This window comes from Kitasatospora sp. NPDC043949, from assembly GCF_056435365.1.
The window spans coordinates 125,995-137,340 of record NZ_JBWKEQ010000011.1; the positions used below are offsets into that span (position 1 = coordinate 125,995).

10 protein-coding genes are annotated in these 11,346 nt (G+C 73.2%); 7 read left to right on the top strand and 3 right to left on the bottom strand.

Annotated elements, in window-relative coordinates; all coding sequences use genetic code 11:
- The first annotated feature begins 87 nt into the window (after positions 1-87).
- Both AC07AL_RS12130 and AC07AL_RS12135 read left to right on the top strand, forming a co-directional pair.
- On the top strand, positions 88-522 hold the full coding sequence (locus tag AC07AL_RS12130; protein ID WP_063348195.1) for a MarR family winged helix-turn-helix transcriptional regulator: 435 nt from the start codon (positions 88-90) through the stop codon (positions 520-522).
- A gap of 357 nt (positions 523-879) precedes the next feature.
- On the top strand, positions 880-2,169 hold the full coding sequence (locus tag AC07AL_RS12135; protein WP_350877760.1) for an MFS transporter: 1,290 nt from the start codon (positions 880-882) through the stop codon (positions 2,167-2,169).
- Between the two features lie 58 nt (positions 2,170-2,227).
- Here AC07AL_RS12135 and AC07AL_RS12140 read toward each other — a convergent pair whose 3' ends face one another.
- On the bottom strand, positions 2,228-2,746 hold the full coding sequence (locus AC07AL_RS12140; RefSeq protein WP_363584960.1) for a GNAT family N-acetyltransferase: 519 nt from the start codon (positions 2,744-2,746) through the stop codon (positions 2,228-2,230).
- A 45-nt stretch (positions 2,747-2,791) separates the two neighbouring features.
- Between AC07AL_RS12140 and thpR the strand changes: the two genes are divergently transcribed.
- Positions 2,792-3,379: an RNA 2',3'-cyclic phosphodiesterase gene (gene thpR / locus AC07AL_RS12145; protein WP_363584962.1), complete on the top strand. Its 588-nt coding sequence runs from the start codon at positions 2,792-2,794 to the stop codon at positions 3,377-3,379.
- Between the two features lie 319 nt (positions 3,380-3,698).
- Here the strand turns inward: thpR and serC are convergent, their stop codons facing one another.
- Both serC and AC07AL_RS12155 read right to left on the bottom strand, forming a co-directional pair.
- Positions 3,699-4,817, bottom strand: coding sequence for a phosphoserine transaminase (gene serC / locus AC07AL_RS12150; protein ID WP_400988818.1), 1,119 nt, complete (start codon positions 4,815-4,817; stop codon positions 3,699-3,701).
- Between the two features lie 194 nt (positions 4,818-5,011).
- Positions 5,012-6,112, bottom strand: coding sequence for a citrate synthase 2 (locus AC07AL_RS12155; RefSeq protein ID WP_350877533.1), 1,101 nt, complete (start codon positions 6,110-6,112; stop codon positions 5,012-5,014).
- 416 nt (positions 6,113-6,528) lie between these two features.
- Between AC07AL_RS12155 and pdxH the strand changes: the two genes are divergently transcribed.
- From pdxH to AC07AL_RS12175, 4 genes are all read left to right on the top strand, one after another.
- Positions 6,529-7,161 carry a pyridoxamine 5'-phosphate oxidase gene (gene pdxH, locus AC07AL_RS12160; RefSeq protein WP_363585069.1) on the top strand — a complete coding sequence of 211 codons (633 nt, stop codon included), beginning with the start codon at positions 6,529-6,531 and terminating at the stop codon, positions 7,159-7,161.
- Between the two features lie 513 nt (positions 7,162-7,674).
- Positions 7,675-7,857, top strand: coding sequence for an FxSxx-COOH cyclophane-containing RiPP peptide (fxsA, locus tag AC07AL_RS12165; protein WP_350877535.1), 183 nt, complete (start codon positions 7,675-7,677; stop codon positions 7,855-7,857).
- A gap of 41 nt (positions 7,858-7,898) precedes the next feature.
- A complete protein-coding gene (locus AC07AL_RS12170; protein WP_478317379.1) occupies positions 7,899-10,340 on the top strand; it encodes an FxsB family cyclophane-forming radical SAM/SPASM peptide maturase in 2,442 nt (813 codons plus the stop codon).
- A 15-nt stretch (positions 10,341-10,355) separates the two neighbouring features.
- A complete protein-coding gene (locus AC07AL_RS12175) occupies positions 10,356-11,165 on the top strand; it encodes an AAC(3) family N-acetyltransferase (RefSeq protein WP_478317380.1) in 810 nt (269 codons plus the stop codon).
- The last annotated feature ends 181 nt before the right edge of the window (positions 11,166-11,346 follow it).

An 11,346-nucleotide genomic window follows, 5' to 3' on the forward strand; every position in this document is an offset into this window, starting at 1 on the left:
TTCCGGCGCGCGGTGAACGGACGGGGCCGGCGGGGTGGACTGGGAACGCATTTTCCTTAGCGAGAGTAATGACGTAAGCTAAAGAACATGCCCGAGATGTCCGAGCAGGACCTCGCAGCGATCAATCAGCTGCGATCGTCCACGATGCGCCTCTCCCGTCGACTCAAACACCAGCGGGTCGAGGAGTCGCTGAGCCCCACCGAGATGGGGGTGCTCGGCACCCTCGCCAGATGCGGAAAGGCGACACCGGGTGAGCTCGCCCGGAAGGAGCACGTGCAGCCGCCCTCCATGACCAGGATCGTCGCGATGCTGGAGGAGAAGGGGCTGGTGCGGCGCGAGCCGCACCCCGAGGACCGCCGCCAGGTCGTCGTCAGCAGCACCGAGCAGGCCGAGGCGATCCTCGCCGAGAGCCGCCGTCGCCGCAACGTCTGGCTCGCCGAGCTCGCCGAGGGGCTCGACGAGGAGGAGTGGGCCGTCCTCCGGGAGGCCGCGCCCGTGCTCTACAAGCTCGCACACCTCTAGGCACGCCGACCCCGGCCCGCCGGCCGGGAGAAGAAGGAGCACCGCATCACCGCAGGACCGACCACCGAAACCAGGAGCACGACGGCCGCAGTTCGGGCCGCCGCGCCGCGAGGGGAGACCACCGTGACACCGCCGGCCGCAGCCAGCGCCGCCGCCATCCGCACCGACGACCAGACCACCGACCCCGCCGCGGCAGGCGCCGCGGCCGCCGACCTCCAGGCGCCCGCCCCCACGGGGCTGCCCGGCAGCGGCGACGACGACCCCGACGAACGCACCGCGGCGGACGACCCCGCCGCTCCCGGACGCACCCACGCGTCCACGTCTCCCGCAGGTGCCCGCTTCACGAGGCCCGGGGGGATGTTCTCCTCCCTTCGCGTTCGCAACTACCGCTACTACTTCGCCGGCCAGGTGGTGTCCAACACCGGCACCTGGATGCAGCGGATCGCCCAGGACTGGCTGGTCCTCAGCCTCACCGGCAGCCCCCTCGCGGTCGGCATCACCACCGCCATGCAGTTCCTGCCGATGCTGCTGCTCGGCCTGTTCGGCGGCGTGCTCGCCGACCGGATGCCCAAGCGCCGGCTGCTGATCTACACCCAGGGCGCCATGGGCCTGCTGGCCGCCGGCCTGGCCGTCCTGACCATCGGCGGCGTCGTGACGCCGTACTACGTGTACGCCTTCGCGCTGCTGCTCGGCCTGGTCACCGTGGTCGACAACCCGACCCGGCAGGCCTTCGTGTCCGAGATGGTCGGGCCCAAGGACCTCGCCAACGCGGTCAGCCTGAACGCCGCCAACTTCCAGACCGCCCGGCTGGTCGGCCCCGCCGTCGCGGGCCTGCTGATCGCCGTGGTCGGCAGTGGCTGGGCGTTCGCCGTCAACGCGCTGTCCTTCGCCGCCGTGATCGGCGGGTTGCTCGCCATGCGGGAGAGCGAACTGCGCCCGACCGAGCCGATCGCCCGCGAGAAGGGCCAGCTGCGGGAGGGCCTGCGCTACGTCAAGGAGCGGCCCGAACTGCTCTGGCCGATGGTCCTGGCCGGGTTCATCGGCACCTTCGGCTTCAACTTCCCGACGCTGCTCTCCGGCTTCGCCTACGACACCTTCAAGGTCGGCGCCGGCCAGTACGGCCTGCTGAACACCGCGATGGCGGTCGGCTCGCTGGCCGGCGCGCTGCTCGCCGCCCGCCGGGGCGTGCCCAGGCTGCGCCGGCTGGTGGCGGCGGCGCTGGCCTTCGGCTCGCTGGAGGTGGTGGCCGCGTTCGCGCCCGACTACTGGACCTTCGCGGTGCTGCTGACGCTGATCGGGGTGTTCGGACTCAGCTTCAACACCTCAGTCAACTCCACGCTGCAGCTGGCCACCGACCCCGCGATGCGCGGTCGCGTGATGGGCCTGCTGGTGCTGGTCTTCACCGGCGGCACGCCGATCGGCGCCCCGATCGTCGGCTGGGTGACCGCCTCGTACGGGCCCCGGCTCGGCCTGCTGGCCTGCGGACTGGTGTCCGCGCTGGCGGCCGGCGTGGTGGGCCTGGTGCTGGCCCGCAGCGCGGACCTGCGGGTGCGGTTCGACCTGCACCCCGGCCGTGGCGGCCGGGTGGTGGCCTTCGTGCCGCGGACCGTCACCGCCAACAAGTCGGAGCTGGCGCCCGCCTGCTGACGAGGCGTCATGCCCCGGGGCGGTGGTCCGCCCCGGGGCTTCGGTGCAGGGTCGAGGGTCAGAGCCGGATCGCGAGGACCTGACCGGGCCAGACGCCGTCCGGCTGCTCGACCTCGAAGGACTCGGTCTCGGTGAACCCGAGTGCCCGGTACTGGCCGACCAGCCTGCGGTCGGCGCCCGCGTAGCAGTCCACCCGCAGCAGGCCGAGGCCGCGCCGGCGGGTCTCCTCGACCGCGTCGGCGATCAGCGCGGCGCCGATCCCCGAGCCCTTGCGGCTGCGGTCGGTGACCAGGATGCGGACGAACAGCTCGGGCTCGTCCACCGGGGGGATGTACTTCCCCCGCTGCTCGGACAGCACGCAGCAGCCGATGGCGCGGCCCTCGGCGTCCTCGGCGAGGCGGATCAGGAACGGTTCGGCGGCGTACCCGGCGACCTGCTCGACCCGGGCCGGGATGGTGCTGAAGGGCTGGTCCCCCCACTGGCCGGTGCGGCCCTGGCCGGCCAGCCAGCCCACGGCGCCGTCGAGCAGGGCGAGGATGTCGGGAATGTCGTCCGGTCCCCCGGTGCGGATCTTCATACGAAAGGTTCTAGCCCAAACGGCCTCGCGCGGGAAGATGTCCCCATGAGGCTCTTCGTGGCGGTCCTGCCGCCGGTCAACGCGCTCCAGGGGCTGTCGGACGCGGTGGCGCCGGTGCGCGGGCTGCCCGGGGCGGACCGGCTGCGCTGGACCACCGTCGAGGGCTGGCACCTGACCCTGGCCTTCCTCGGCGAGGTGCCGGCCGAGGAACTGCCGGAGCTGGAGGCGGGCCTGGCCGCCGTCGCCGAGGTGCATCCGGTGCACCGGCTGCGGCTGTCCGGCGCCGGGCGGTTCGGCGACCGGGTGCTCTGGGCCGGGGTGGAGGGGCAGACCTGGGCGCTGCGCAGGCTCGCCGAGGCCGTGTCCGAGGCCGCCGCCGGGGTGACCGGGGAGGTCGACGCCTTCACCTTCCACCCGCACCTCACCCTCGCCCGGGCCGGCTCCTCGCGCGGCCACCGGCGGGCCGTCCAGCGGCTCGCGGCGGCCGAGCTGGACACCCTGGCGGCCGCGCTGGCCGACTACCGGGGGCCCGAGTGGGAGGCCGCCGAGCTGCACCTGATGCAGAGCGACCTGGACGGCGGCTTCGCCCACTACTCCTCGCTGCGCGCCTGGCCGCTCGCCGACTGGAGCTGAGCCGGGGCGCGCCCGGGTCCGGGGCGGGGGGGGGGGTGGGTCCGGGATGGCCGTTGGGCCCGGGGTGGCCGTTGGGCCCGGGGCTCCGATCCGTCGGCGGATGGTCCGGAGGTACGCTCGTTGACCGTGGATCCCAAGACTCGTATGCGTATCGTGACCGGCACCCTGGTGCTGCTGCTGGTCGTCGTGCTGATCAGCTCGATGGTCGGCGGGTAGCCGGGCCGGCGGGCACGCCTACCCGGCCCGGTGGGTCGACCCCGCCGCAACGGCTGAGGGCCACCGCCCGGAGGCGGTGGCCCTCAGCCGTGCACGGGATCGCTCAGAGCTGCTCGACCACGTAGTCGATGCAGTGGGTGAGCGCCTCGACGTCCGCCGGGTCGATCGCCGGGAACATCGCGACGCGCAGCTGGTTGCGGCCCAGCTTGCGGTACGGCTCGGTGTCCACGATGCCGTTGGCACGCAGTGCCTTGGCGACGGCGGCGGCGTCCACCGACTCGTCGAAGTCGATGGTGCCGACCACCTGGGAGCGCTCGGCCGGGTTCGCCACGAACGGGCTGGCGTAGGAGGACTTCTCGGCCCACGCGTACAGCCGGGACGAGGAATCAGCCGTACGGGCGACGGCCCAGTCGAGCCCGCCGTTGCCGTTCAGCCATTCCAGCTGGTCGGCCAGCAGGAACAGGGTGGAGATCGCCGGGGTGTTGTACGTCTGGTCCTTCGACGAGTTGTCGATGGCCGTCGGCAGGTCGAAGAACGGCGGGACGTACCGGCCGGAGCCGGCGATCTCGGCGGCGCGCTCCAGGGCGGCCGGGGAGAACGCGGCCAGCCACAGGCCGCCCTCGGAGGCGAAGGACTTCTGCGGGGCGAAGTAGTAGACGTCGGTCTCGGTGATGTCCACCGGCAGGCCGCCGGCGCCCGAGGTGGCGTCCACCAGAACCAGCGAGCCCTCGTCCGCGCCCACCGGGCGCTTGATCGGCATCGCGACGCCGGTCGAGGTCTCGTTGTGGGTGAGCCCGTAGACGTCGACGCCGGCCTCGGCGACCGGCAGCGGGTGGGTGCCCGGGGCGGTCTTGATGACGCTCGGCTCGGCGAGCCACGGCGCGGCCTTGACCGAGGAGGCGAACTTGGAGGAGAACTCGCCGAAGTCCAGGTGCTGGGACTTCTCCCGCACCAGGCCGAACGCGGCGATGTCCCAGAAGGCGGTGGAGCCGCCGTTGCCGAGGACGACCTGGTAGCCCTCGGGGAGCGAGAAGAGGCTGCTCACGCCCTCGCGTACGCGCTTGACCAGGTTCTTGACCGGGGCCTGGCGGTGTGAGGTGCCGAGCAGGGAGGTCTGGGTGGCGGCGAGGGCACTCAGGGCCTCGGGGCGCACCTTGGACGGTCCGCAGCCGAAACGGCCGTCTGCGGGCTTGATGTCAGCGGGGATCTGGATCTGAGCCACGCGCGCAGCCTACCGGCCGGGGAGCCGCCCGGGGTACGGTCGTCCGCCGGCTGAGACTGTGATCTTCACGGCTCCCAGCTGCGGAAACAGCGGGCCCGACGGAGGTCGGACCCGCTGCTCAGGGGTGGTGCGGACGCGGGGCGCCCGGGGCGCTAGGGGGGCGTTCGGCGGGCGCTCGGGGGCGCTCGGCGGGCTCAGTGGCCGATGGCGTCCCAGCCCTCGATCTCCTCGGGGCGGCGCGGGCCGGGGCCGATGTAGCGCGCGGCGGGGCGCACGAGCCGGCCGGTGCGCTTCTGCTCCAGGATGTGCGCCGACCAGCCCGCGGTGCGCGCACAAGTGAACATCGAGGTGAACATGTGCGCCGGCACCTCGGCGAAGTCCAGCATGATCGCGGCCCAGAACTCGACGTTGGTGGCCAGCACGCGGTCGGGGCGGCGGTTGTGCAACTCCTCCAGCGCGGCCTTCTCCAGCGCCTCGGCGACCTCGAAGCGCGGGGCGCCGAGCTCCTTGGCGGTGCGGCGCAGCACGCGGGCGCGCGGGTCCTCGGCGCGGTAGACGCGGTGGCCGAAGCCCATCAGGCGCTCGCCGCGGTCCAGCGCGTTCTTGACCCAGGTGGTGGCGTCGCCGGTGCGCTCGATCTCCTCGATCATGCCGAGCACGCGGGACGGCGCACCGCCGTGCAGCGGGCCGGACATCGCGCCGACCGCGCCGGAGAGCGCGGCCGCCACGTCGGCGCCGGTGGAGGCGATGACGCGGGCGGTGAAGGTGGAGGCGTTCATGCCGTGCTCGGCGGCGGAGGTCCAGTAGGCGTCGATGGCCTTGACGTGCTTCGGGTCCGGCTCGCCGCGCCAGCGGATCATGAACCGCTCGACGACCGTCTCGGCCTTGTCGATCTCGCTCTGCGGGACCATCGGCAGGCCCTGGCCGCGGGCCGACTGGGCCACGTAGGACAGCGCCATCACGGCGGCGCGGGCGAGGTCGTCGCGGGCCTGCTCGGCGGAGATGTCGAGCAGCGGCTTGAGGCCCCAGACCGGGGCGAGCATGGCGAGCGCGGACTGCACGTCGACCCGGATGTCACCGGAGTGCACCGGGATCGGGAACGGCTCGGCGGCCGGCAGGCCGGGGTTGAACTTGCCGTCCACCAGCAGGCCCCAGACGTGGCCGAAGGAGACGTGGCCCACCAGGTCGTCGATGTCGACACCGCGGTACCGCAGCGCGCCGCCTTCACGGTCGGGTTCGGCGATCTCGCTCTCGAACGCGACGACTCCCTCAAGCCCGGGTACGAAGTCGGACATACGACGGCTCCTTCAGTTCTGCGATCGGCGCTGCGCCGTGGTGGGGCGGCGCGCCAGTGACCGAATGGTGGTTGGCACTCGGTGCCAGAGTGACAGGCACCGGGTGCATTGCGCCATACACCACCATGGTGATGTTGCGCTTGGGCCCGCTTGACTTTTCCGCCGAGGGTCGGTCGTGCCCGGGAATCTCCGGAACCAAACGCCTGGTTCGGGACAATTCACCGTACGGGGGGCGGTCGAGCGGTGGCGGGACACCTTATCTCCCACCGGGGTTTGTCCGGAGGTAGCGGTGCCGGTTGCTTGTCGTACGGGATGATGTTGACGTGCAGACCCCGGAACGCGCCCAGTCGACGCCCCTGAGCCCCGCCACCCGGATCCTGGCCGACGATGCCCGGCCCGGACCGGACCTCACCGTGATGCGCAAGCACTACACCCACGAGGGCCTGGTCGAGGAACAGCTCGCGCCCGAGCCGATCGCCCAGTTCACCCGCTGGTTCCACGAGGCGGACGACGCCGGGGTGGTCGAGCCCAACGCGATGGTGCTCTCCACCGCCGACGCCCAGGGGCGGCCCAGCTCGCGCACCGTCCTGCTCAAGGGCTACGACGCGCGCGGCTTCGTCTTCTTCACCAACTACGGCTCCCGCAAGGGCTCCGAGCTCGCCGCCAACCCGTACGCCGCGCTGCTGTTCCCGTGGATCGCGCTGGCCCGCCAGGTGATCGTCCAGGGGCGGGTGGAGAAGGTCGGCCGGGACGAGACCGCCGCCTACTTCCGCACCCGGCCGCACGGTTCGCAGCTCGGCGCCTGGGCCAGCGAGCAGTCCAGCCCGGTCGGCGGGCGCGACGTCCTCGAACAGCGCTACGCCGAACTGGAGCGCCGCTACCCGGAGGGCGAGGGCGTGCCCGTGCCGCCGTTCTGGGGCGGGTACCGGGTGATCCCGGAGAGCGTGGAGTTCTGGCAGGGGCGGGAGAACCGGCTGCACGACCGGCTGCGCTACTTCGCCGATCCGGCCGGAGCGGGCGGGTGGCGGGTGGAGCGGCTCTGCCCGTAGCGGGCGGGTCTGCGAGGCGTTCGAATACCGGCGCGTCCGTCGGTGGGTTCGCCGTCGGGCTCGTCGGGCTCGTCGGGCTCGTCGGGTCCGCCATCGGGCTCGTCGGGCTGGCTGTCGTGCGGTGGCGGGGGAGTGCGGGGCGCTGTCGAATCGCGCCAACTGGCCTTCGCCGACCGGTGGTTCGGATGGGGCGCGAGCGCCGGGGGAGCGGGCTCCGGCCGCGCCGGGGGAGCGGGTCGGGCCGGGGCGGCGGCCGTACGTCGGCGGAGGGGCGCCGCCAGGGTGGGTTCGGCGGCGCGACGCCGGTCCCCTGTGCGCCGGTCAGGTGCCTTCACGCGACCGCCGAGTGGGTGAACTTTTGGCGAGACTTCGCTGCGTGAAGGGGGTAGTGGGCTGTTAGGGGCGCGCAAGAGCACGGCGCAGCCCACGTGCTGGCAGTACCCTGGTCGACTAGGCCGACCTATATACCCGGCCCTGCTTCTCTCTAACCCCCATCGTGGAAGAGAATCGAACATGACACCCGCACTGGACACCATGCCCCGCACTGAACTGACGGAGCCTCAGGGCGAAACCCGGCCTTCACTGGCCGACCTCGCCCAGCTCGGCGCCGAGGAGCTCTCCACCAGGATCCGACGAGCCCTGCCCGACACCGGTGCGGGTGCGGTGCCGGTCGCGGCCTTCAACTCCTCCATCTGATCGGCCGACTGACCATCGGCTCCGGCTGAATCCGATCGACCATGACGCCAACTCCGCTGCCTTTCACCCAGTTCGTCGTGAAAGTGCACAGCCGGTGTGATCTCGCCTGCGATCACTGCTACGTGTACGAGCACGCCGACACCAGTTGGCGTCGACGCCCCAAGGTCATCGGTGACGAAGTCCTGAACAGGATCGCCGAGCGGATCGGCGACCACGCGGCCGCACACCGGCTGCCCGCCGTCCGGGTCGTCCTGCACGGGGGAGAGCCCCTGCTCGCCGGCCCGGACCGGTTACGCCACGCGGCCAAGGCGCTCCGGGCGGCCCTGCCGCCCGGCTGCGCACTCGACCTGCGCATCCACACCAACGGCGTCCAACTCGACGACGCCTACTGCGAACTCTTCGCCGAAGTCGGCATGAGGGTCGGCGTCTCGCTCGACGGCGACCGCGCCGCCAACGACCGCCACCGCCGCTTCGCCGACGGCCGCAGCAGCCACCCGCACGTCCTGCGGGCGGTCGAGCGGCTGCGCCGGCCCGCCTACCGGCACCTCTACGCCGGGCTGCTCTGCACCGTCGACATCGAGAACGACCCGGACGCCGTCTACCGCGCCCTGGCCGAACTCGACCCCCCCGCCGTCGACTTCCTGCTGCCGCACGCCACCTGGGAGGACCGGCCGAAACCGGCCGTCGACGGTGCGCGAACGCCGTACGCGGACTGGCTGTTGGCCGTGTACCGGAGATGGGACGCCGACGGCCGCCCGTTCGCCGTCCGCACCTTCGAATCCGTCCACCGGACGTTGCACGGGCTCTCCAGCCTCACCGAATCGCTCGGCCTGGAACCGTCCGACCTCGTCGTCCTGGAGACGGACGGCAGCTTCGAACAGGCCGACAGCCTCAAGACCGCCTACGACGGCGCGCCGGAGACGGGGTACGACGTCTTCACGCACAGCCTCGACCAGGTCGCGCTGCACCCCGGCATGACCGCCCGCCAGTCGGGGCTGGCCGGGCTGAGCGCCGCCTGCCGGGCCTGCCCGGTCGTCCGCAGCTGCGGCGGCGGCCTGTACGCCCACCGGTACCGGGCCGACACGGGCTTCGACAATCCCTCCGTCTACTGCGGTGACCTCATGAAGCTCATCAACGAACTCGCCGGCGACGCCGCCGGTTCCGCCTCTGGTTCCGCTGCCGGTTCCGCCGCCGCTTCCGCTGTCGCGGCGGGTCCTTCTGTCCCCGCCCAGGCCGGGGAGCCGGTGGTGCCGGCCACCCTCACCGAGCGGCAGCTCGACCAGCTCGCCCGCGGGTTCGGGGACCAGGACACCGTACGGGCCCTGTCCCGCGCCCAACTCGCCCTCACCCGGGCCATGCTGGCCGCCGCCTGGGACGCCTCCGGGCAGCCCGGATCGGCCGCGTGGGCGTTGCTGTCCGAACTCGACGCGAGCGCACCCGCCGCCGTCGACACCGTCCTCGCCCACCCGTACGCCCGCGCCTGGGCCGCCCGCCGGCTCGCCGGGGACCTCACCGTCGGGCTCGGCCCGCTGGCCGCCCTGGCCGCCGCCGCCGCCGTCCGTGCCGGGCGGGGGGACGCGGTCGCGGTGCCGGTGCGCGGCGGGTGGCTGCACCTGCCGACCCTCGGGCGGACCGCCGCCCCGGACGGGGAGGCGGTCGTCACCGGCCTGGCCGACGGGTTCAGCGTGCGGGCGTCCGACGGATCGGTGTCCGCCGCCCTGGACGAGCCGCTGCGGCGGGTCCGGCTGGCCGGAGGGTGGACGGTCACCCTGGAGGACGTCGACCCGCTGCGCGACAGCCACGACCACGCCGTGGCCGGCCGGCTCTCCGACGGCGAACTGCTCGACTGGACGGGCGCGTTGCGCGAAGCCTGGGAACTGCTCGGGCACGACCTGCCCGCGTACGCGGAAGGCCTCCGGGCCGGCCTCACCACCATCACCCCGCTACGGCCGGGCCCCGCCGGGCGGGACGTCAGCTCGGCCGCCCGGCAGGCCCACGGCGCGGTCGGCATCGCCCGGCCCGCGACCGCGCCGACGCTCGCACTGCTGCTCGCGCACGAGTTCCAGCACGTCAAACTCGGCGCCGTACTCGACCTGTTCGACCTCCACGACCCGGCCGACGACCAGCTGTACCTCGCGCCCTGGCGGCCCGACCCGCGCCCGCTCGAAGGCCTGCTCCAGGGCACCTACGCGCACCTCGCCGTCACCGAGTATTGGGGCACCCGTGCGTTCGCCTACGACGGGCTGCCGGGCGAGGCCGCCGACCGGGCGCGCACCCAGTTCGCGCTCTGGCGCCGGTACACCGCCGAAGCCGTCGACCGGCTGGCCGGATCCGGCGCCCTCACGGCGCTCGGCTTGCGCTTCGCCGACGGCATGCGTGAGAGCGTCGCTCCGTGGCTCGCCGTGCCGTTGCCCGCCGCCGCCGAACGGGCCGCCGAACGGGCCCGCCACGAGCGCGGCCACGCCCGCCCCGCCGAGGTCTGACCCAGAGGAGCGGCCATGCGCACCGTCACTGCTCTCACCGGCACCGCCCTCACCGATACCGCCCTCACCGCTGGGGGTTTGGCCGCCGGGTTCGCCCAACTCGGCGTCCGCCCGGGCATGGTGGTGCACGTCGAGGCCTCCCTGCGCGCCCTCGGCCCGGTGGACGGCGGCGCCGCCACCGTCGCCGACGCGCTGCTCCACGTCCTCGGCCCCGGCGGCACCCTGGTCGCCTACACCGCCACCCCCGAGAACTCCGCCACCTCGCGCATCCACCAGACCGCCACCGCCGGCCTCACCCCGGCCGAGACCGCCGCCTACCGGGCCCGGATGCCGCGGTTCGACCCGGCGAACACCCCCTGCTCGCCGACCATGGGCGCCCTCTCCGAGGAGATCCGCACCCGCCCCGGCGCCCTGCGCAGCCGCCACCCCCAGACCTCCTGGACGGCCCTCGGCCGGCACGCCCGCGAGATCACCGCCCACCACCCCCTCACCTCCCACCTCGGCCCCGAGTCCCCGCTCGGGCGTCTCTACGACCTCGACGCCAGGGTGCTGATGCTCGGCGTCCCGATGGCCCGGTTCACCGCCTTCCACCTCGCCGACCAGCGCATGCCCGACGTCCCCCTGCGTGAGTACCGCTGCGTCGGCCCCGACGGCTGGCTCACCTTCCAGGCCCCCGAGCTCGACGACCTCCACTTCGCCGACCTCGGCACCCAGGTCCTCGCCGTCGCCACCGGCATCACCACCATCCACCTCGGCACCACCGACTGCCGCCTCGTCCCCGTCCGCGAAGCCGTCGACCTCGCCGAACACCTCCTCCGCCCCTGAGCCCCCGCGCGTCCCCCACCCCTCCTCCAGTTCGGTTGCTCCCGTCGGGGGGTTGGGCCCCCCGGAACGGGGAAAGGTTCGTTCCGGTGTTTTTTTTTTTGGGGGGGGGGCGCCCCAAACCCCCCGCTCTCGGGGACGGTGGAGATATTTCCAACGCCCCACCTGGTGTTCTTTTGGGGAT

What these genes read in the sequence shown, in the direction of transcription:
- AC07AL_RS12130 (WP_063348195.1), top strand. Translation starts at nt 88, where the DNA reads ATGCCCGAGATGTCCGAGCAGGACCTCGCAGCGATCAATCAGCTGCGA.
- AC07AL_RS12135 (WP_350877760.1), top strand. Translation starts at nt 880, where the DNA reads ATGTTCTCCTCCCTTCGCGTTCGCAACTACCGCTACTACTTCGCCGGC.
- AC07AL_RS12140 (WP_363584960.1), bottom strand. Translation starts at nt 2,746, where the DNA reads ATGAAGATCCGCACCGGGGGACCGGACGACATTCCCGACATCCTCGCC.
- thpR (WP_363584962.1), top strand. Translation starts at nt 2,792, where the DNA reads ATGAGGCTCTTCGTGGCGGTCCTGCCGCCGGTCAACGCGCTCCAGGGG.
- AC07AL_RS12155 (WP_350877533.1), bottom strand. Translation starts at nt 6,112, where the DNA reads ATGTCCGACTTCGTACCCGGGCTTGAGGGAGTCGTCGCGTTCGAGAGC.
- pdxH (WP_363585069.1), top strand. Translation starts at nt 6,529, where the DNA reads ATGCGCAAGCACTACACCCACGAGGGCCTGGTCGAGGAACAGCTCGCG.
- fxsA (WP_350877535.1), top strand. Translation starts at nt 7,675, where the DNA reads ATGACACCCGCACTGGACACCATGCCCCGCACTGAACTGACGGAGCCT.
- AC07AL_RS12170 (WP_478317379.1), top strand. Translation starts at nt 7,899, where the DNA reads ATGACGCCAACTCCGCTGCCTTTCACCCAGTTCGTCGTGAAAGTGCAC.
- AC07AL_RS12175 (WP_478317380.1), top strand. Translation starts at nt 10,356, where the DNA reads ATGCGCACCGTCACTGCTCTCACCGGCACCGCCCTCACCGATACCGCC.